The sequence below is a fragment of the Streptomyces sp. NPDC045998 genome (genome assembly GCF_056430285.1).
On the sequence record NZ_JBWKLJ010000004.1, the window covers coordinates 334,980 to 353,893 of the forward strand.

Genomic DNA, 18,914 nt, shown 5'->3' on the forward strand with positions numbered 1-18,914 from the left:
GCCCTCGCAGACGACCATGCGACGTATGAGCGACCGACCCGCACGCTGGACCCAGGCGACCGTCTACCCCGACATGTGGGCCGACCCTGGGGACGACCCCCGCGAGAACGAGGTCACCCCGGAGGGCGAGCTCGCGACGCTGCTGGACTTCCTGTCCAACTACCGCCTCACCCTGCGGATGAAGTGCGAGGGCCTCACCCCCGAGCAGCTGGCCCGCCGGTCGGTCCCGCCGTCGACGATGTCGCTGCTCGGCCTGGTCCGGCACCTCGCCGAGGTGGAACGCGACTGGCGCGACTGGATCAGCGACGCCGACCCGCTCCCGAAGCTGTACGGCGCCCGCGACGCGGACTTCGACGGAGCCGTCGCCGACCAGGCCGTGGTCGACGCCGCGTACGCCGACCTGGAGCGCGAACAGGCCGCGACGGACGCCGCCCTGGCCGGGTACCCGGACCTGGGCGAGCGCGTGGGGAGGGACGGGATCAGCATCCGCGAGCTGATGGTCCACCGGATCGAGGAGTACGCCCGCCACTGCGGGCACGCGGACCTGCTGCGCGAGTGCGTCGACGGGAGGGTGGGGCAGTGACCGGGGCGCCGTGCCCGGGGTCGGCGGAGCCGTGTCACAGGCGCGTGACGGAACCGTCCTTGCCGTGAGACGGCATGAACCGGCGATCGGGAGTGGCACGTCTTCCCGTTCGTCAACGCGCTTACCGAGCACCTGGCGCCCTCGCAGCTGTCGCCCCGGAAGGGACATCCGTGATGAACCGTCGTCTGCGCACCACTCTTGCCGTCACCGCCGTACTCAGCGCGGGCCTGTTGATGACAGCGTGCGAGGGCGGTGACACGTCGTCGGCGTCGGGGACCTCGACGCCGTCCGGCCAGGCAAGCCCGACGGCGCCCAGCGGCGGCGAGGGTGGGAACAAGGCAGGCGGAGGCAGCGGCTCCCGCGCTTCGACACCTTCCGGCGGCGGGGCAGCGGGAAGCGGCTCACCGGCCGACTCCGGTACGGACGGCGACGACACGGCCGCGGACAAGAGCGGCTACGGGCAGAGCTGCGGCACCAACGACATCTCCTGGAGCGTGACCTCCGAGTCCCAGGCAGGCGGCTACTTCCTGATCAAGGCGACGGCCAAGCCCGGCATCACCTGCGTCCTGCCCGCCGCGCTTCCGGTCGTGGCCTTCGGATCGGACGGAACGGCCGCCAAGCCCGCGGAGCAGTCCGTGGGCCAGGGGATCACGCTGCGCAAGGGGGTCGCCGCCTACGCCGGCGTGAACCCGAAGACCACCAAGGAGAATGGCGGCAAGGAGCTGACCAGCCTCATCGTCTCCGTCTCCAACGACGACCCGCACCCGGTGTCCCTGAACGTCGGCTCGTTCGTCGTCGACCAGCCGATCGTCACCAACTGGCACACGTCCCCCGCTGATGCCGTTCCCTTCTCGGACTGACCCGGCTCGCTGCGTTCCGGCGCACGGCCCGCGCAGGGCACTGCTTTCAGCGCAGATCGTGCAGCATCACGTCATGGAGGTCCGCGCCCGTCCCCCACGGCCGCGCCTCGCCGACCTTGCGGTATCCCCACGCCCGGTAGGCAGCCGACGCCGCCTCGCTTCCGGGATGGACGTTCAGCAGTACCCGCTCGGCCTCCACGCCGTCGAGCAGCGTCTCGTGCAGACGCCCCGCGACGCCCTGCCCGCGCCACGGAACGCGCACGGCGAGCTCCATCAGCCCGAAGGTCCGGCGCCCGTCCTCCCGTCGCAGGTCGGCGGTCACGGGCTCGGTCAGTTCGTCCCACCAGCCGGTGTCGGGCGCGAGCGGGAAGCCGTACGCCATGCCGACCGGCTCGCCGTCCTCGGTGCGGGCCAAGGCAGCGAGGAAGCCGTGCCTGCCCGCCTGGGAGGGGAAGCGGCGGAAGGCGGCGGCGACGTCGTCCTCGGTCTCGTTGTAGGGGGACTCGGCGAACGCCTCGGCATAGATCAGCCGGAACGCGTCCTCGGCCCGCGCTGCGGCTGATCCGTCCATGCGCTGTATGACGAGGGTCCCCTGCTGCGTCAGGTGCGGGAAGACATGCATGCCGCGATCTTGCCCACCGGTGTCTGGACCGGCCACCGGATATCCGACCCGCGTCCGTCTCGGGGCGGCCGCCGCGCCCTCACCTCACGCGGACGTTCGCGCTCCACTCCTCCACGAGGTGGTCGAACTCCCCAGCTACCGCGCCCCGCACGAACGCGTCCCACCGCGCCCGGCTCGTCGTCACGACCACACCGCCGCCCGCCACGCGCAGGCGGACCTCGTCCCCCGGGCCGTACGACAGCTCGAACCCCGGTACGGAGTCGCTCCCTGCCCTCAGGGCCCGGAGGAGCATGCGGAAGTCGCCTTCCGTGATCGTGAGTATGGACCCGCTCGGGTCCGCGCTTTCCCTGATTCTGACGCGGCCGTCCGTTGTCGCGGTCACGTGGACGCACGAGTCGCCCTGGGCGCAGTAGGACGACTTCTGCCAGGCGGTCGCGTTCATGCGCTTTCCCTTCACAGGCTGCGGCTGATGCTGTGGATGAGGTCGCGGCTGTCGACCGGCGAGAGGGCGACCGCCTCGATGCGGTCGAACAGGGCCCGGTACTTCTCCAGTTGGGCCTCGGCGTCGAGAAAGGCAAGCCCGTGCGACTGGTCGAGGTGGACGGTGTCCAGCTGCGGGACCGGCCCGTACGCGTAGTAGATCGACTGGCCGGAGCCAGGCACCGCACCGGCCTTGAACGGGACGACCCGGATGGTGACGTGGTCGCGCTCGCTCATGTCCAGCAGGTGCTTCAACTGGGTACGGGCGACGGCCGGTCCGCCGACCTCGATGCGTAGCGCGGCTTCATGGACGAGCGCCTGATACGGCCGGGGCGCCGGGCCGTACAGGACTGCCTGGCGCTTGATCCGGAAAGAGACGCGGTGTTCGATCTCCGGAGGCGGCATCTCGGGCACGGCCTGGCGGAAGATCTCCCGGGCGTGGTCGATGGTCTGGAGCAGTCCTGGTACGTGGGCCGTGATCGCGCCGCGCAGCCCGTGTGCGTGGTGCTCCAGCTCGGCGAGGTCGATGAGGTCGGCGGGCAGGATGTCGCGGTACTCCTCCCACCAGCCCTTCCGCCGATCCTCGCTCATGCTCACGAGAGCCTCGACGAAGGCGTGGTCGCCACAGGAGTACGCCTGCGCCATGGCGCGGATGCGGTCGCCGCTGACACCGAAACGGGCCGTTTCCACGTTGCTGAGTTGCCCTTGGCTGGTGCCGAGCAGGCGTGCCGCCTCGGTGGCCGTCAGCCCGGCGCGCTCGCGTAGTTTGCGCAGCTCGGTGGCGACACGGGTGCGCCGTGCGGTAGGTGCGGACCGGCGGGCCATGCACCGCCCCCTCCCGGAATCCCAGTTCGTACGCTCACTCACACGAGCGGTTGTTCAAAGTACTTAGTGCGCTCTATGCAAATAGAACTTGCACGGGCCCTAGCCTCCTCACAGGAGCCACCAGGCACCAACCAACTCACCTCCGTGATCGGAGACTTCCATGGCCACCGTATCGCCGTCCTGGGCCTACACCCTCCACCTCCCGCACGATCCCCGCGCCCCGCGCGTGGCCCGCCACACCCTCCGTACCGTCCTCGCCGCCCACGGCATGGCCGGGCTCCTCGACACCGCCGAGCTGCTCGCCAGTGAGCTCGTCACCAACGCGCACCGGTACTCCGCCGAGCCCTACACCCTCCGCCTCCGCGCGCTCGAAGAGCCCGTACGGCTGAGGCTCAGCGTGTGGGACGCGAACCCGCACATCCCGGCGCCCTTCAGAGGGGTCGTACCCAGCCCCGGCACGGACGACGAGCGCGGGCGCGGGCTGCACCTCGTGCAGAGCTGCGCCGACAACTGGGGGGCGTACGAGCTGCAGGGCGGGCTGCACGGGAGGCCCGGGAAGCTGCTCTGGGTGGAGTGCGGGCGGTAGGGACCCGATAGGGACCGGGCCCGGGCGGGCAGGGATGGGGCATGGCCCTGCTCGTCGGAACCTCGGGGTGGCAGTACAAGGACTGGCGCGGCGTGCTCTACCCCGCCAAGCTGCCGCAGCGGCTGTGGCTGGAGGAGTACGCGCGCCACTTCGCCACCGTCGAGAACAACAACGCCTTCTACCGGCTGCCCAGCACCGAGGTCTTCGCCTCCTGGCGGGAGCGGACGCCGGAGGGGTTCGTCATGGCGGTCAAGGCCAGCCGGTACCTCACCCACATCAAGCGGCTGCGGGAGCCCGAGGAGCCGGTGGCGCGGCTCCTCGGGCGGGCGGCGGGGCTCGGGGAGCGGATGGGGCCCGTGCTGGTGCAGCTGCCGCCGAACCTCCAGGCGGACGTGGAGCTGCTCGACGCGTGCCTGCGCCGCTTCCCCGCCGGCGTACGGGTGGCCGTCGAGCTGCGCCACGCGTCGTGGTGGCGGGACGAGCGCGCGCTGCGGGCGGTGCTGGAGCGGTACGGCGCCGCGCTCTGCTGGGCGGACCGCTACTCCAGGCCCGTGACGCCGCTGTGGCGGACGGCGCCCTGGGGGTACGTACGCTTCCACGCCGGCCTCGCCGATCCGCCGCCGCGTTACGGGCGCCAGGCGCTCGCCTCGTGGGCGCGGCGCATCGCGGACGCCTGGACGGACGCGGAGGACGTGTACGTGTACTTCAACAACGACCCCGGCGGCGCGGCCGTCATCGACGCGGCGAAGTTCGCGCGGGCGGCCGCCGCGCTGGGGCGCACGGTCAGTCGTACGCCCCCGGCGCTGCCAGCGGGCCCTGCGGCGTAGGGCCGATGGCCCGGCGGGACCGGTCTTCAGGCCGACGCCCCGGCGCACCGGCCCGCCATAACGTCGGGCCATGAGAATCGGAATCCTCGGAACAGGCCATGTAGGCAAGACACTTGCCGCCGCGTGGGCGGCGGCGGGCCACGACGTCGTGTTCGGTTCGCGGCGGGCGGACGACGCGGAGCTGCGGGCGGAACTGGCGACCGCGGTCAACGGAGAGGTCGCGGTCATGGACCCCGCCGGGGCCGTCGCAGCCTCCGATGTGGTGGTCAACGCGACGCCGGGCACGGCGTCCGTACCGCTGCTGGAGACGATCGGGGCCCCGGCCCTCGCGGGGAAGGTGGTGCTCGACGTGGCGGTCGGGTTCCGGGAGGACAACACCCTCTCCCACCCGGTGGAGAGCCTCGGCGAGGAGATCCAGCGGACGTTCCCGGGGGCCAGGGTCGTCAAGACGCTGTGCACGGTCGACGCGACGGTCATGGTCGCGCCCGGCTCGCTGGAGGGCCCGAGCACCGTCTTCCTCTCCGGCGACGACGCCGCCGCCAAGCACACGGTCTCCGGGCTGCTGCACGACCTGGGCTGGCCCCCGGAGGCGCTGCTCGACCTCGGCGGCATCGACACCGCCCGGGGCCAGGAGCACTACAGCATGCTGTTCATCCCGCTCGCGGGCGCCCTGAAGTCGTACGGCTTCGGCATGAGGGTGGTGCTGCCGGCGAAGTCCTAGACCAGCGTGCCGGGACGCGTCGTCATGCCCAAGGCGGATCCCCGATCATTCCCTGTCATCCTCCGGTCGGGAACCGGCCAGACCCGGCCATCTCAGGCAACGCACCGGCCCCGTGCGGACTCTTCCGGCTCGACAAGCCATCCCCCATGGAAGGACGCATGGTGCGTACGAGCCACGCGAGACGCGCGAGCCTCGCCATATCCGTCATAGGTGCCGTCCTGGCGCCCGTCGCCCTCGCCGCGCCCGTGTTCGCGGCGCCGGCTCCGCCCCAGGCCGACCTGCGGGCGGACGTGAACCGGGACGGCCGGGTGGACGTCGCCGGGGTGAGCGACAGCGCCGGGGAGGACACCTGGAGCGCCGCCCGGGGCGCGGTCGTCCTGCCGAACATCGACGACGACACCAAGCGCTGCCCCACCAGCGGGGCCGGCGGCAAGCCGCTGTCCGACGCCCGGCTCGCCGCCTGCAACGACGCCGCCGACACCGTCGTGAACGGTTCCGCCGACGCCGCCGACCTGGCGCGCGTACGGTCCGTGCCGATGAAGGACGTGCCGAACGGCGCGACCGGCACCCTCGGCGTCGTCAACGGCGCCAAGAACACCCGCGTGTTCGTCAATCGCTCCGGCACCTGGGTGCGCGTGACGCCCACGACCCGGCTGACCGCCTCCGAGCTGCGCGCCGGCGTGGAGTTCGGCGTCGAGGCCACCGACGTCATCCGTGACACCACCCGCTGGGGCGGCCGCGCCGTCCTGCGCCTCACCGTCACCGCCGGCGGGAAGAGCACCTCGGACGACATCACGCTGCGCGTGGCGCCGCTGCTCACCCACCACCACCTCCAGAACGCCCAGCAGATGCTGGTCACCAAGGTCCCCGGCGACGACCCGTTCGCGCGCAGCCAGCAGACCTTCGTGGCGGGGCTGGCGAAGGAGGCGAAGGGGGCGGGGATCGCCGCGCCCGTCGTCACCTTCGACAAGTACCAGGACATCTGGGCCCAGGACTTCGTCGAGCCCGGATACGTCAGCATGACCGCGCCCGGCGGGGGGCGCCAGGTGATCCGCGTGATGCTGCGCTCGGCCCAGCCGGACCGCGAGTCCGGGCGGGAGCTGTTCGAGAAGCTGCGGGGCAGGGGCGTCGGCGTCGTCCAGGTCTCGGGGGTCCGCGACGAGGAGGAGTGGACCCTCAACTCCATGGGCAACCTGGAGACCATCCCGCCGTACGCGCACGGCGGGCGCTCCTTCCCGGCCGGGCGCATCATCATGGGCGAGCGCAAGGACACCGGCTCCAAGCCGGCCGTCGCGATGCGCACGCTGCTGGCGTCGCAGGGCTTCCAGGACCCGCTGCTGCTGGACACGTCGTGGCTGCACGTGGGGCACGTCGACGAGTTCGTGCAGTTCCTCCCGGCGCCGGGCACCGCGCGCGGCTGGACCATCGCCGTCGCCGACCCCGAGGCGGGGCTGAAGCTGCTGCGCGACGCGCGGGACGCCGGGCACGGCAAGACCCGGATGTTCTCGGTGCCGGACAGCCCGGACCTGCCCGCGCCGAAGGAGACCATCGCGCAGGCGCTGGCCTCCAAGTGGCTGGTGGCCGACAACACGATGGCCGCGCAGCGCATCGCGGCGAACCTGGAGACGCTCAAGCGCGAGACCGGCGTCACCGACGCCGAGGTCGTCCGCGTCCCCGCGCTCTACACGCGCGGCACGGAGGCGGAGGCGACGGAGGAGGGCGAGCGCGGGGAGCGCGTGCCGCGGCTGAAGCGCCTGGGCGCGGGCGAGGTGCCCGACGCGGTCGACGAGTACGGCCAGCAGAAGCGCATCCCCCGCGAAGGCGAGCGCGCCGCGGGCCCCGCCGGCCCCGAGACCGTCATGACCAGCGCGTACGTCCCCGGCGCCGTCAACGGCGTCCTGCTCGGGCGTGACCGGTACCTGGCCCCGAAGCAGTGGGGCCCGGTCATCGGCGGCAAGGACGTCTTCACGGCCGCCGTCACCGACGCGTACACCCGCGCCGGGCTGAAGGTGTCGTACATCAACGACTGGGACACCTACCACCTCGGCATGGGCGAGGTGCACTGCGGCACCAACACGCTGCGCGACGCCTCCGGGGCGTGGTGGAAGCCGTAGCCGTGCGGGCGTGAACGCGGGGGGAGGCCCGACGGCCTCCTCCCGTGTTCCTCCAGTGGATCCGGCTACGGCTACGGCTAGGCGCGGCCGGTGGGCGCGCCCTCGGGCTGCTCGCCGGCGAAGGCGTAGTCGGACGTCTCGCCGTACGACGCCTGGAAGGACAGCCCGAAGGCGTCCGACTCGCCGGTGGTGCGGCCCAGGGTGAACTCGGGGGCGAATCCGAACATCGCGTTCTTCATCGTCGTGGGCGTCCCGTCGGGCCCCCTGAGCGGTTCGAATGCGATGCGGGTCCTGCCCTCGACCTCCAGCCGGGGCGTGTCCCCGTCCGACAGGGAGACGGCCGCCCGTTCCACGCCGAGGTACTCGCCGTAGAACTGCGCGAGCTCGCCGAAGGCGCCCCCTTCCCGGCCGGACAGGATGCGGTCGAGCGCATCGGCCTGCGCGTCGCTCGCACCCGAGTCGACCACCACGCCGACCTTCCAGTCGCCGGCGGTCAGGTGGGAGGGGAACTCGTTGTAGAAGGCGAAGTCCACCCCGGACAGGTCCACGTCGTCCAGGCGGCCGTCGGCCACGTGGAAGACGGCGCAGCCGACGCAGCGCTCACGCCCTTCCGGGTCGCGCGGCGTCGCGTCGACGGGACACCCGCACACCATCGCGCACGAGCAACCAGCCAGATAGTTGCCCGAAATACTCCAGGTCATGACTGCTCCCGGTGGCTGGGCTTTCTGCTTCCAGGCTAGTCCGGCCGCGCACCGCACCGGGGGGCGTCATCCGGAGGGGCACGCCATGAGCAGCGCCACGTCGTCGTGGTCCCCCGGGTGCCGCAGCTCCCGCAGCAGGCGGTCGCAGGACTCCTCCAGCGACCGGTCCCCCAGGGTGCGCAGCAGCGCCAGCAGGGCGTCCAGGCGTACGTCGATGTCGTGCTCCCGCGTCTCGATCAGGCCGTCGGTGTAGAGGACCAGCCGGTCGCCGGGCTCCAGGTCCACCGTGACCTCGCGGAACGGGATGCCGCCGACACCCAGCGGGGGCGCGGTGGGCAGGTCCACCAGCACCGGTGTGTGGCCGCCGCGCACCACCACCGGCGGGAGGTGGCCCGCCGTGCACAGGCGGCACTCCGCCCGGTGCGGGTCGTACACCGCGTACACGCAGGTCGCGAGGGACGGCTCCATGCCGGCGGTGATCTCGTCCAGGTGCCGCAGCACCTCGGCCGGCTCCAGGTCCAGGCGCGCCAGCGTCTGCGTCGCCGTGCGCAGCCGGCCCATGCTGGTCGCGGCGTTGATGCCGCTGCCCATCACGTCGCCCACCACCAGGGCCGTCCGCTCGTCGGAGAGCGGGATGATGTCGAACCAGTCGCCGCCGACCTCGCTGCGCGCCCCGGCCGGCTGGTAGCGGGAGGCGACGTCCAGGCCGACGAGGTCGCGGGGCGTCTCCGGCAGCATGCTGCGCTGGAGCGTCAGCGCGGTCTCCCGCTGCTGCCGGTACAGGCGGGCGTTGTCGATGCAGACCGCCGCGCGGGCGGCCAGCTCGCACGCGAGCAGCGTGTCGTCCTCGCTGAACGGCTCCGGGTTGCGGGCCCGTTTCAGGTCGAGCGCGCCCAGCACCTCGCCGCGTGCGATCAGCGGCACCGCCAGGTACGAGTGGACGCCCGCCTCGGCCAGCAGGTCCGCGGCCCGCCGGTCGCGGGCCACGCAGGACAGCGTCCGCTCGTCGAGGTGCGCCTCGCGGACCGGGCGGGCGGTGCGGACGCAGCGGGTGACGAGCCGGTCGGCGCCGTAGCGGGCCAGCTCGCCCGGCGGGTCGGCCGCCTCCACGGCGGGCGTCGGGTACGCCGCCGAGACCGCCAGCGCCCGGAAGACCGCCGGGCCCTCCTCGTCGGACAGGGCCGTCATCCGGCTCGGGCGGCCCTCCAGCACCGTGTCGAGGACGTCGACGGCGGCGATGTCCGCGAGCTCCGGCACGGCGACGTCCGCCAGCTCGCGCGCGGTCTGCTCCAGATCGAGCGTGGTGCCGATCCGTACGGACGCGTCCGCGACCACGGCCAGCCGGTCCCGCGCCCGCTCCGCCTCGGCGGTGGCCCGGTACCGGTCCGTCACGTCGACGACGGAGATCGCCAGCCCGATGGCCCGCCCGGCCACGTCCTCCAGCCGGTACATCGACACCGACCAGGCGTGGTCGTGGTCCGGGTCGGCCGGCGCCCGCCCCACCACCTGCCGGTCCAGCAGCGGTACGCCGGTCTCCAGGACGCGCCGCATCGCCGCCTCGGTGCGGTCGGCGTCGAGGTACGGCAGCACCTCGCCGACCGTCCGGCCCAGGTGCTCCTCGCCATCCAGGCCGTCGATCCGCTCCAGCGCGGCGTTGACCGCCACGTACCGCAGGTCGGGGCCGAGGACCGCGAGCCCGATCGGCGACTGGTCCACCAGCCGCACCGAGAGCGCCAGGTCCCGCTCCACCTGGCGCAGCTTCTCCCGGTCGGTGGCGAGTCCGAGGGCGTAGAAGTCCCCGAGGTCGTCCAGGAGCCGCATGTTGCGGAACTCCAGCCGCCGCGTGGTGCCGTCCTTCCGCCGTACGGGGAAGACGCCCGCCCAGCTCTGGCCGGTGGTCATCACCTGCTCGAAGAGGCGCAGCACCAGCTCGAAGTGCTCCTCGGCGACCAGCAGCCGGGCCGCGTACTTGCCCAGCGCCTCGTGCGCGCTGTAGCCGACCAGCTCCTCCGCCTGCGGCGACCACAGGACGATGCGCCCGTCCGCGTCGATGACGATCGCCGCCACGCCGAGCACGTCGAGCAGGCCGCCGACCGGCGAAGGCCCCACCTCCGCGCCGTCGACCGCTTCCCGCTCGGCCCGCAGCCCATCCGCACCGCCCATGCCTCCCATCGTCCCTCCACAACGGCGGCGCCCGCAGCCGGTGCGCCGCCGCCCGGCGGGCGCGCGGGAGCCCGGGTCAGGCCGTTCGCGCGAGGAGCTCCAGGGCCTCCTCCCACCGGAAGCCCCCGGCGGCGGCGCTGCCGTCCCCGATCCGTACGCCCATCCCGCGCAGCCGTTCCAGGCTCTGCCGGTACGCCGGGTGGGCGGTCAGCTCGGCGCTCACGCACGGCACGACGGCGGTGGGCACGCCCGCGCCGTACGCCTCGCAGAGGGTCCCGAGCGCGAGTGTGTCGGCGATGCCCGCCGCCCACTTGTTGATCGTGTTGAACGTGGCCGGGGCGACGGCCATGGCATCGGCGGGCGGCAGCGGCCGCGGGTCTCCGGGGCGGCGCCAGGCGGACCGGATCGGGTAACCCGTCTGCGCCTCCACGGACGGTACGTCGAGGAAGGGCACGGCGTGCGGGGTGGCGATGACGCCGACGTCCCAGCCGCTCTGCTGGGCGGCGGCTATCAGCCTGCGGACGTCCCCGGCGATACCGGCGGCGCAGACGACGACGTAGAGGAAGGGCTTCTCGCGCATGCGGGTCAGTGTGCCGGGTGCCGCGCGGCGGTCAGGCACCCGCCGTGGCCGCCCGGGGGAAGTACTCCGTGAACGGGTCCGGCGCCACCCCCATCACCTCCCCGAACGGCGTCGCGAGGTGGTGGATGAGCACGGCGAGGAAGACCGTCAGCCCGACCATGCCCATCAGCATCACCAAGTGGCTCCAGGTACGGCCCACGCCGTAGAAGAACACGATGCAGAAGGAGAGGACCGCCCCGACCGCCAGCCCCGCCCACAGCAGCGGCGACAGCGAGTCGCCCGCGGCCGACTCCCGGCCCCGCCGCGCCTCGTCCAGCACGCTGAGCTGCCCGAGCATCTCCAGGGCCGTCACCTCCTGCGCCGGCGTCGCGTCGGGCGGCGCCTCCGACACCGCGCGCAGCTGCTGCAGCAGCACCCAGCCCTGCTCACCCAGCGGCTGCTGCGCCTCCAGCAGCGGCCACTCCTGCTGGACCACATGGACGGCGTACCGCTCGGCCATGATCTCGATGCGCTTCTGCTGCGCCGGGGGCATGCCGTCCGCGAGGACCGTCATCTGGTGCAGCGCGCCCGCCTCGGTGGACGTGTTCGAACCGGCGTCGCCCCGCAGTTCCCACACGGAGACGAGGGCGAGGCCGAGCAGCAGCGCGTAGAGGAGCGCGATCATCATGGAGAGGTACTCGACGACGTCCCCGCCGTCGGCTTCGCAGTCCTCGACCGGCCGGTAGTGACGCCAGAGGACGACCCCGCCGGCGGCGAGGAGCGCGCCGAAGAGGCCGATCGCCAGCGTGCTCACCACATGGTTCATAGGGCTTCCTCGCTCGCTCTCACAGGCGTCGGCCCGCCATCACGGCGACGATCGCCACGGGCAGGAAGAGCAGGAACAGGAACACGGCGAGGCCCGTCCCCTCGTCCTCGGCCAGCAACGCCCCGGCGCGGGCGATGAGCCCCCGATCGGTGTCCGGCTGCGTCCGCTGCCCGGGGGGCTGTTGCTGGTCTTGTCGCTGTTGGTCCTGCTGCTGTTGTTGCTGCTGGTCCTGCTGTTGCTGCTGATCCTGTTGTTGCTGCTGGTCCTGTTGTTGTTGCTGTTGCTGCTGTTGTTGCTGGGTGACGCCTGGCGGGACCGCTGTTCCTGGCGGTACGGCCGCTCCGGGAGGTACGGCGGCTCCGGGCGGTACAGCCGCGCCCGGCGGGACCGCCGCTGCCGCGCCTGGTGGTACGGCTGCCGCCGCTCCCGGCGGTACAGCCGCCGCCGCCCCCGGCGGTACAGCTGCTGCTGCCCCCGGCGGGACCGCCACCGTCCCAGGGGGTACCGCCGCCGCCCCAGGTGCGGCGGGGGCTCCCGGCACCGCGGCGGCCGCCCCCGCGGCACCGGCAGCCGCAGCACCGGCAGGCGCGGCGCCCGCAGCCGCGGCCGCCTCCGCGAGGGCGGCCGCTCCCAAGCCCGCGCCCGCGGCCGCGGCGGCACCGGCAGCGGCGCCCGTCGCACCGGCGAGGGTGGCGACCCCCGTACCGGTGGCCGCCACCACGCCTGGGGCGGCCCCGGCCCCAACACCTACGACCCCCGGAACGGCCGGAACAGCCGGAACGACCGCAGCACCCGCAGCACCCGCCGCACCGAGCACACCAGGCACGCCCGCCACACCCGGCACCGGCGCTGGCGCCGCGATCCCCGGCGGCAGCAATACCGGCGGCAACGGCGGCACCACCGCCCCTGGCACCGGCACCACACCAGGGGGCAGCGGCGCCCCCGGCACGCCGGGAACACCCGGAACGCCCGGAACGCCCGGAACACCCGGCACCCCAGGCGGCCCCGGAGCAGGCCCCGGCGGCCCTGGCGGCCCCGGTGGAGCCGGTGGGCCCGGGGGTCCCGGCGGGGGCGGGACCGGGCGGGGCCGGGGGGCCCGTACCGCGAACGGCGCCATCGCGCGGGCCACCAGCGTCGGCGGCGGCACGGGCCGCTCGCACGTCGGGCCCAGCGTGAACAGCCGGTCGCTGCCCCGCACCTCGGGCGCGCTCCGGTACGTACCGGGCCGCAGCCCCTCCAGACGCGCCACGCACACCACGACGCCCCCCGGCGGCAGCGCCTGCGGCACCGCGGGGCGGCCCCCGCAGCTCACCGGCGGGTTGCCGAGCGCCGCGTCGGTGAGCCGGGCGCCGTACACGGTGCGGTTTCCGGGGTTGGTGACGGTGTACCGCACCACCGCGCCGGCCGCCCCCGCCCCCGTGTCCCGTACCGCGACGCCCACGGCGAGCGTCAGCGCCCCGCCCACGCCCTGGTACGCGGCCCTGGCGGACGCCTCGACGCGCATCCCCACCGACGGCACCTGCGCGCGGGCGCGCACGGTGGCGGCGTGGTGGCCCGGCAGGGCCGGCACCCGCGAGACGCAGGTGACGGACGTCAGCCCGCGCATCCAGAAGCCCTGCCCGCCCGGGCAGCGCACCGCGCCCGCCGGTACGGCCGGGTCGTGGACGGTCACCCGGTGCAGGTCGGCACCGGAGCGATTGGTCACCCGGTACCGCTTGACCACGACGTGGCCGACCCGGATGCCGATGCGCTCCGCCTCCGGCGTCGGGTGCTTGTTGACGGTGACCGAGAGCCCGAGGGCGTGTTTGCCCACCCCGTCCGCGGCAGCCCGCGGGGGCCGCGACGCCAGGGGCCACCCGCTCGCGTGCGCCACCAGGAGCAGGGCTCCGGCGGCGAAGAGCAGGGGTCTGGCGCGCGTCATGGGCCTGGGCCGGGCGGCGTCCGTCACGGCATCAGCGTTCGTCAATATGCCGGAGCCCCGAAAGCCGGGCGACTCCCGGTTGCGCTGTTCGTGCGGCGGGTGCACCACGATGGACGAGCGGCAACCCTCCTGTGCGGCGACCTTGCTGACCGACCCTCATCTCCCGGGTCGGTACCCTGCTCCCAGGGTCGATCGGGTTTGATCGGGATAGAGGTTGGTGCGCACGTGCTGGTGGCGGATCGGTACCGGTTGGAGTCAGCCATCGGCCGTGGCGCAATGGGCGAGGTCTGGCGGGCCACGGACGAGGTGCTCGGCAGGCCGGTGGCCGTCAAGCTGATGCTCGGCGACGACGCCGACTCGCAGGCGGCGGCGCGCTTCCGGCTGGAGGGCCAGACGGCGGCCCGGCTCAGCCACCCCCACGTGGTCGCGGTCTTCGACTTCGGGGCGTGGGAGGGCCGCTTCTACCTGGTGATGGAGTACGTCGAGGGCCGCAGCCTCGCGCAGGAGCTCGCCGCCGAGGGCCGGCTGCGCGCTCCCCGCGTGGCGGCCATCGCAGCGCAGACTGCGGCGGGCCTGGCCGTCGCGCACCGGCAGGGCATCGTCCACCGGGACATCAAGCCCGGCAACCTTATGTCCGACGTGGACGGCACGGTCAAGCTCGGCGACTTCGGCATCGCCCGGTTCGTCGACGATCCGGCGGCCGCGCTCACGACGGCGGGGCAGATCGTCGGCACGAGCCTCTACCTGGCTCCGGAGCGGGCGCTCGGGCGCCCGGCGGGCCCGGCGTCCGACGTCTACTCGCTGGGCTGCGTGCTGTACCAGCTGGCGACGGGCCGCCCGCCGTTCCAGGCGGACACGGCGACCGCCACGCTGTACCAGCACATCGACACCCCGCCGGTGCCGCCGCGCGGGCTGGGCGCGGACGTACCGCCCGCCTTCGAGGCGTACCTGCTGGGCATGCTCGCCAAGCAGCCGGAGGACCGGCCGTCGGCGCAGCAGGTCGCGGACTGGTTCGGCTCGGGTGCCTGGCAGGTCCGCGCGGAACCGATGCCCGCGCCGATGCCGGCTCCCATGCCGGCCTCCATGCCGGGGTCCGCTGCCCGGCCGGGGCCGGCCCACGCGCCGGCGCCCCGGCGGGCGCAGAGACCCGCGCCCATGCCCGCGCCCGCCCCCATGCCGGCTCCGGCCCCGGCGCAGGCGCCGGCCACGTACGCGCTGCCCCGGACCGCCCCCGGCGGCGGGCGGGGGCGCCGGGCCGCGCCCGCCCCGCAGCGGCTCGGTGAGGCGCGGGCGTTCGTCAGCCGGCGGCCCCGGGTCGCGAGCGCCATCGCGGGCGCGGTGGCGTTCGTCGCGGCCGTCCTGGCCGGCATGGCGCTGTTCTCGCCGGACAGCAGCTCCGCCGACACGCCCCCGCGCCAGGTGACGACGGTGCCCGGCGCACCGGAAGCCGGCGCCGCCGAGGACTGAGCCAGCGCAGGACGCCCGCCGCCGAGGACTGAGCCCCGCCGCCTCGGCGTCAGGACACCTCGGTCATCCTCGGCATCTCGCCTTCGGTCCGCTCCATGTCGATGACGGAGAACGCCGCGCCCTGCGGGTCGGTCAGCGACGCGAACCGCCCGAACGGCGTGTCCATCGGCCCCCACCGCAGCACCCCGCCGCGCGCGGTCGCCTTCGCGACCGCCGCGTCGCAGTCGTCGACGGCGAAGTACACGTTGATGTACGGCGGGACCTCCGGCGGGAAGTCGCTCGTCATCCGCATCCGGCCGAGCACGGTGTCGTCGCCGACGTCGAAGACGACGAAGTCGATGTCCTCGGGCGCCTCCATCCGCTTGACCCGGTACGGGAAGACGGAGGCGAAGAAGGGGTCGGCCTTCTGGGGGTCGCGGGTGAAGACCTCGGCCCAGCAGTACGCGCCGCGCACGCCCCGCGCGGCGAAGCCCTCGTGGATGCCCGCCTGCCAGACGCCGAAGACGACGCCGCCGGGGTCGCGGGCCAGCACCATCGTGCCGAAGTCGCCGACGGTCATCGGGCCCATGACCACCTCGCCGCCGCTGTCGCGGATCTTGCGGGCGGTGGCCTCGGCGTCCGGCGACGCGAAGTACAGGCACCACTCCGACCGGCTCTCCTGGCCCTCCTGCCCCGGCATGGGCGGTACGACGGCGGCGACGGCCTTCCCGTCCGCGTACGCCTCCGTGTAGTTGCCGTACTCCGACGTCGCCTCGCCGAAGGTCCAGCCCAGCACGTCACCGTAGAAGCTCTTCGCGCCCTCCAGGTCGGTGAACATCGCGTCCGCCCAGCAGGGGGTTCCCTCAGGTAGTACCGCCATGGTCTTCCGTCTCTCTCCGACTCGACACCTCGAACGTGGTCCCTTTTGTCACGCTAATGAGGCATCCGTCGGCGCGCGCGCCGAGGCGGAAGGTAAACGGCCGCTAATTCTCCGCCGGGGCGCCTGTCCTCCGCGCATGACGAGGTGTCATAATGCGGATGTAGCCCATCGTGCATCCCCCGTCGCGATGGGCTACATCCTTGTACGGGGCACACTCCGTCGGGCCCCGCGTGCACACGGCTGTCACACGGGCAAGGGACTCCCCTCGTGGCCCCCCGCCCGTGTTTTTTCGAGTTAACAGTGACGTAGAGTGCTTGCGCAAGTCCGGATTTGACGCGGAAGCGAGAAGCTCCGCTGTGTCGCTGGTGCAAAGACGCCGACGTTCCGGGTCGGTTACAGTACGAGCCCGTCGACCGCACTCGACTATCGCGCAACGTGGGGACCCGGATGACCAACGGCGAAGAACGCACGCCCGAGCTACGGACGTTGCAGCAGAAGGTCGAGTACATGGTCGAGAAGACCTTCCCCGGCCAGAAGATCTCGGGGCGCTTCTTCGCGGACCTCGTCAAACAGCGCGGCGGTTCCCTGTCGCACAGTTACTTCTCCAACATCCTGGCCGGCAAGGTCACCCACCCCTCCGAGGACATCCTCAAGGCGCTCGGCCTCGGCTTCGGCGTCGACTGGCGCTTCTTCAAGGACGAGTCCGAGGTCGTGGACGACGTCGTCGCCGGACTGCAGTTCCTCGCCAAGCGCCGCACCGGCGAGATCAGCGGCGTGGCGGCGCGCGGCAACGACGAGGACGGCATCCCGGCGGAGCTCCTGGAGTTCGCGCTCTCCCTGCTGGAGGAGACGAAGAAGAGGGAGGACGGGGGCGACGGGCAGGGCCGGTAAACTCGCCGACCGCATGTCACACGCACGCGTGACCCCGGCGCGTGGACAGTCGGACGGACGTAAGAGGCAGCATCCATGTCCCTGCGCAAACTGCGCAAAGAGTGCGAAGCCGGTCTGGCGGACCTGCCCATCCCCGCCCCCTTCACCATCGAGGCGCTCGTCGCCAACATGGAGGCGGCCCGGGGCCGCACCATCGTGCTGCGCGAACTCCCCGACCGCCTGGCCCGCGTCAACGCCGCCTGCGGGCTGCGCCTCACCTCCGGGAACACCAGCTTCGTCCTCTACCGCCGCCGCCCCACCGCGTACCAGACGCAGCACGTCATCCTGCACGAGCTGTGCCACGAGTGGTTCGACCACGGCACCAGCCTCGACGCCGAGCAGCTGCGCCGCCTCCTCCCCGTCTTCGACACCTCGCTGATCGCGCGCGTCCTCCACTCGGGCGCCACCGTGCAGGCGCGCGCGCAGTACGACACCCATGACGAACGGGTGGCCGAGTTCGGCGCCTCGCTCATCCCCCGGATGGCCCGGGACGTGACGAGCGACGACATGGTGGGGCGCCTCGCGAACTCGCTCTCCCGGCCCGTCGCCCACCGGCGGCGCGGTCTCTTCCGCCGTACCAAGAAGGACCCGTCGTGAAGGACCCGTCGTGAAGGACTCGTCGTGAAGGACCCCTCGTGACCGCCCTGGACATCGCCGGCTACCTCATAGCCGGCCTCATGACCGCCGTCGCGCTGTGGCGCATGCCCGCCGCCCTGTGGGGCGACGAGGAGGACAAGCGCCGCCGCGCCCTGTGGGGGTGCTACGCCGGGTTCGCCGCGGCCCTGTGGACCAAGACCCACGCCGTACGCATCGGGCTCAACAACAGCCCCGTCGTCGACCTCGCCGTCCTCATCAAGCACTACACGGCGACCATCGCGATCCTCGCCATCCTCAGCTACATCGTCGCCATCTACGGCCACTACCCGGAGGGCGGCGCCGTGCCGCGCCACGTGCGGTTCGCGCGGATGGTGCAGCACGTGGCGGCGAAGGCGTCCGTCGCCACGCTGATCCTGCTGACCGTGCTCTTCTTCACCGTCGTGGACCGGTCCGTCCCCTCCGACCGCTTCGTCTCGGACCACGCCGGGCAGTGGGGCGCCACGCTCTACATGAGTGTCTTCTACCTCTACCTGGGCGCGGCGTCCGCCGTCTGCGCCTACCAGTGGGCCCTGGCGACCGCGGGTGCCACGCTGCGCCACCTGCGGGTCGGGCTCGGCATGATGACGGCCGCCATGTTCATCGGCGTCGGATACACCGTCAGCCGGACGCTGTTCCTGTGGATCAGCGTCGTCGAGCAGCCGAGCCACGCCTTCGCCCAGACCTTCGACAAGGTGACGGAACTCGCGCAGGTCGTGCTGTTCGCCTTCTTCGCGGTCGGCGCGTCCATCCCGGCGTTCAGCAAGGGCTGGCGGCGCGTGAAGCTGTGGCGGGCGCAGGCGAAACTGCACCCGCTGTGGCGGGAGTTGATGGTCGCCTTCCCCGACCAGCCCTTCGAGCCGCCGGCCTCGCTCGCGCGCGAGCTGACCCGGTTCGGGACCCCGGCCGACCTGCGCGTGGACCGCTGGGCCGCCGACATCGCGGACGCGGTCGAGAAGCTGCGGCACTACGTCCCCGACGGCCTGGTCGACGCGGCCCGCGAGGCGGCGGGCGGCGAGCCGGGGCCGCTGGCGGACGCGTACTGGATCAAGGCGGCCCTCGCCGCCAAGGCGGCCGGCGCGCCCGCCGGGAGGGCCGCGGCCATCGAGGCGAAGCACGCCACCGACCAGGACGACGAGGTGGCGTGGCTCGTCTGCGTCGCGGAGGCGTACCGAACGGTCGACGGGGAGCGGGCGGTCCGGCTCGCGGAGCTCGCGGAGGAGCGCGCATGAGCGGC

19 protein-coding genes are annotated in these 18,914 nt (G+C 73.1%); 10 read left to right on the forward strand and 9 right to left on the reverse strand.

The features are described 5' to 3' along the window. Window positions 1–16: 16 nt before the first annotated feature. Window positions 17–583, forward strand: a complete 567-nt coding sequence (locus AC07FJ_RS14610; RefSeq protein WP_479048965.1) for a DinB family protein — start codon at window positions 17–19, stop codon at window positions 581–583. Window positions 584–756: 173 nt separating this feature from the next. Beyond that, on the forward strand, window positions 757–1,443 hold the full coding sequence (locus AC07FJ_RS14615; protein WP_479048967.1) for a DUF4232 domain-containing protein: 687 nt from the start codon (window positions 757–759) through the stop codon (window positions 1,441–1,443). 46 nt (window positions 1,444–1,489) lie between these two features. Here the strand turns inward: AC07FJ_RS14615 and AC07FJ_RS14620 are convergent, their stop codons facing one another. The 3 genes from AC07FJ_RS14620 to AC07FJ_RS14630 form a co-directional block, all read right to left on the reverse strand. After that, window positions 1,490–2,065, reverse strand: a complete 576-nt coding sequence (locus tag AC07FJ_RS14620; RefSeq protein ID WP_479048969.1) for an N-acetyltransferase family protein — start codon at window positions 2,063–2,065, stop codon at window positions 1,490–1,492. Between the two features lie 79 nt (window positions 2,066–2,144). Beyond that, window positions 2,145–2,507, reverse strand: a complete 363-nt coding sequence (locus AC07FJ_RS14625) for a DUF397 domain-containing protein (protein WP_479048971.1) — start codon at window positions 2,505–2,507, stop codon at window positions 2,145–2,147. Between the two features lie 11 nt (window positions 2,508–2,518). Next, a complete protein-coding gene (locus tag AC07FJ_RS14630) occupies window positions 2,519–3,370 on the reverse strand; it encodes a helix-turn-helix domain-containing protein (protein WP_479048973.1) in 852 nt (283 codons plus the stop codon). Window positions 3,371–3,530: 160 nt separating this feature from the next. Here AC07FJ_RS14630 and AC07FJ_RS14635 point away from each other — a divergent pair, with 160 nt between their 5' ends. From AC07FJ_RS14635 to AC07FJ_RS14650, 4 genes are all read left to right on the forward strand, one after another. Further along, entirely contained in the window at window positions 3,531–3,956 is a 426-nt protein-coding gene (locus tag AC07FJ_RS14635; RefSeq protein WP_479048974.1) for an ATP-binding protein, read from the forward strand. Window positions 3,957–3,997: 41 nt separating this feature from the next. Continuing rightward, window positions 3,998–4,783, forward strand: a complete 786-nt coding sequence (locus AC07FJ_RS14640) for a DUF72 domain-containing protein (protein ID WP_479048977.1) — start codon at window positions 3,998–4,000, stop codon at window positions 4,781–4,783. 70 nt (window positions 4,784–4,853) lie between these two features. Continuing rightward, window positions 4,854–5,504 (forward strand): NADPH-dependent F420 reductase, encoded by a 651-nt coding sequence (locus AC07FJ_RS14645; protein WP_479048979.1) that lies wholly within the window; start codon window positions 4,854–4,856, stop codon window positions 5,502–5,504. Window positions 5,505–5,662: 158 nt separating this feature from the next. Continuing rightward, window positions 5,663–7,618, forward strand: a complete 1,956-nt coding sequence (locus AC07FJ_RS14650; RefSeq protein ID WP_479048981.1) for a protein-arginine deiminase domain-containing protein — start codon at window positions 5,663–5,665, stop codon at window positions 7,616–7,618. Window positions 7,619–7,695: 77 nt separating this feature from the next. Here the strand turns inward: AC07FJ_RS14650 and AC07FJ_RS14655 are convergent, their stop codons facing one another. The 5 genes from AC07FJ_RS14655 to AC07FJ_RS14675 all read right to left on the reverse strand — a co-directional run bounded on the left by AC07FJ_RS14655 (window position 7,696) and on the right by AC07FJ_RS14675 (window position 13,815). Beyond that, window positions 7,696–8,319, reverse strand: coding sequence for a DUF1326 domain-containing protein (locus AC07FJ_RS14655; RefSeq protein ID WP_479048983.1), 624 nt, complete (start codon window positions 8,317–8,319; stop codon window positions 7,696–7,698). A gap of 66 nt (window positions 8,320–8,385) precedes the next feature. Continuing rightward, window positions 8,386–10,482, reverse strand: coding sequence for a SpoIIE family protein phosphatase (locus tag AC07FJ_RS14660; protein WP_479048986.1), 2,097 nt, complete (start codon window positions 10,480–10,482; stop codon window positions 8,386–8,388). Between the two features lie 76 nt (window positions 10,483–10,558). Further along, on the reverse strand, window positions 10,559–11,062 hold the full coding sequence (locus AC07FJ_RS14665) for a flavoprotein (protein WP_479048988.1): 504 nt from the start codon (window positions 11,060–11,062) through the stop codon (window positions 10,559–10,561). 31 nt (window positions 11,063–11,093) lie between these two features. After that, complete coding sequence (locus AC07FJ_RS14670) at window positions 11,094–11,867, reverse strand: bestrophin-like domain (protein WP_468286474.1); 774 nt, start codon at window positions 11,865–11,867, stop codon at window positions 11,094–11,096. A 19-nt stretch (window positions 11,868–11,886) separates the two neighbouring features. Continuing rightward, the gene (locus AC07FJ_RS14675) at window positions 11,887–13,815 is read right to left on the reverse strand and encodes a hypothetical protein (RefSeq protein WP_479048990.1); all 1,929 of its coding nucleotides are present in this window, start codon (window positions 13,813–13,815) and stop codon (window positions 11,887–11,889) included. A gap of 198 nt (window positions 13,816–14,013) precedes the next feature. Here AC07FJ_RS14675 and AC07FJ_RS14680 point away from each other — a divergent pair, with 198 nt between their 5' ends. Beyond that, window positions 14,014–15,255 (forward strand): serine/threonine-protein kinase, encoded by a 1,242-nt coding sequence (locus AC07FJ_RS14680; protein ID WP_479048992.1) that lies wholly within the window; start codon window positions 14,014–14,016, stop codon window positions 15,253–15,255. Window positions 15,256–15,304: 49 nt separating this feature from the next. On the opposite strand, the gene AC07FJ_RS14685 is transcribed toward AC07FJ_RS14680, so the two are convergent. Further along, window positions 15,305–16,114: a VOC family protein gene (locus tag AC07FJ_RS14685; protein WP_479048995.1), complete on the reverse strand. Its 810-nt coding sequence runs from the start codon at window positions 16,112–16,114 to the stop codon at window positions 15,305–15,307. A 447-nt stretch (window positions 16,115–16,561) separates the two neighbouring features. Here AC07FJ_RS14685 and AC07FJ_RS14690 point away from each other — a divergent pair, with 447 nt between their 5' ends. From AC07FJ_RS14690 to AC07FJ_RS14700, 3 genes are all read left to right on the forward strand, one after another. Continuing rightward, a complete protein-coding gene (locus AC07FJ_RS14690; RefSeq protein WP_479048998.1) occupies window positions 16,562–17,005 on the forward strand; it encodes a hypothetical protein in 444 nt (147 codons plus the stop codon). Window positions 17,006–17,080: 75 nt separating this feature from the next. Beyond that, complete coding sequence (locus AC07FJ_RS14695; protein WP_479049001.1) at window positions 17,081–17,641, forward strand: toxin; 561 nt, start codon at window positions 17,081–17,083, stop codon at window positions 17,639–17,641. Between the two features lie 38 nt (window positions 17,642–17,679). Continuing rightward, window positions 17,680–18,909 (forward strand): MAB_1171c family putative transporter, encoded by a 1,230-nt coding sequence (locus AC07FJ_RS14700; RefSeq protein ID WP_479049003.1) that lies wholly within the window; start codon window positions 17,680–17,682, stop codon window positions 18,907–18,909. The last annotated feature ends 5 nt before the right edge of the window (window positions 18,910–18,914 follow it).

What these genes read in the sequence shown, in the direction of transcription:
- AC07FJ_RS14610 (WP_479048965.1), top strand. Translation starts at nt 17, where the DNA reads ATGCGACGTATGAGCGACCGACCCGCACGCTGGACCCAGGCGACCGTC.
- AC07FJ_RS14615 (WP_479048967.1), top strand. Translation starts at nt 757, where the DNA reads ATGAACCGTCGTCTGCGCACCACTCTTGCCGTCACCGCCGTACTCAGC.
- AC07FJ_RS14620 (WP_479048969.1), bottom strand. Translation starts at nt 2,065, where the DNA reads ATGCATGTCTTCCCGCACCTGACGCAGCAGGGGACCCTCGTCATACAG.
- AC07FJ_RS14625 (WP_479048971.1), bottom strand. Translation starts at nt 2,507, where the DNA reads ATGAACGCGACCGCCTGGCAGAAGTCGTCCTACTGCGCCCAGGGCGAC.
- AC07FJ_RS14630 (WP_479048973.1), bottom strand. Translation starts at nt 3,370, where the DNA reads ATGGCCCGCCGGTCCGCACCTACCGCACGGCGCACCCGTGTCGCCACC.
- AC07FJ_RS14635 (WP_479048974.1), top strand. Translation starts at nt 3,531, where the DNA reads ATGGCCACCGTATCGCCGTCCTGGGCCTACACCCTCCACCTCCCGCAC.
- AC07FJ_RS14640 (WP_479048977.1), top strand. Translation starts at nt 3,998, where the DNA reads ATGGCCCTGCTCGTCGGAACCTCGGGGTGGCAGTACAAGGACTGGCGC.
- AC07FJ_RS14645 (WP_479048979.1), top strand. Translation starts at nt 4,854, where the DNA reads ATGAGAATCGGAATCCTCGGAACAGGCCATGTAGGCAAGACACTTGCC.
- AC07FJ_RS14650 (WP_479048981.1), top strand. Translation starts at nt 5,663, where the DNA reads ATGGTGCGTACGAGCCACGCGAGACGCGCGAGCCTCGCCATATCCGTC.
- AC07FJ_RS14655 (WP_479048983.1), bottom strand. Translation starts at nt 8,319, where the DNA reads ATGACCTGGAGTATTTCGGGCAACTATCTGGCTGGTTGCTCGTGCGCG.
- AC07FJ_RS14660 (WP_479048986.1), bottom strand. Translation starts at nt 10,482, where the DNA reads ATGGGCGGTGCGGATGGGCTGCGGGCCGAGCGGGAAGCGGTCGACGGC.
- AC07FJ_RS14665 (WP_479048988.1), bottom strand. Translation starts at nt 11,062, where the DNA reads ATGCGCGAGAAGCCCTTCCTCTACGTCGTCGTCTGCGCCGCCGGTATC.
- AC07FJ_RS14670 (WP_468286474.1), bottom strand. Translation starts at nt 11,867, where the DNA reads ATGAACCATGTGGTGAGCACGCTGGCGATCGGCCTCTTCGGCGCGCTC.
- AC07FJ_RS14685 (WP_479048995.1), bottom strand. Translation starts at nt 16,114, where the DNA reads ATGGCGGTACTACCTGAGGGAACCCCCTGCTGGGCGGACGCGATGTTC.
- AC07FJ_RS14690 (WP_479048998.1), top strand. Translation starts at nt 16,562, where the DNA reads ATGACCAACGGCGAAGAACGCACGCCCGAGCTACGGACGTTGCAGCAG.
- AC07FJ_RS14695 (WP_479049001.1), top strand. Translation starts at nt 17,081, where the DNA reads ATGTCCCTGCGCAAACTGCGCAAAGAGTGCGAAGCCGGTCTGGCGGAC.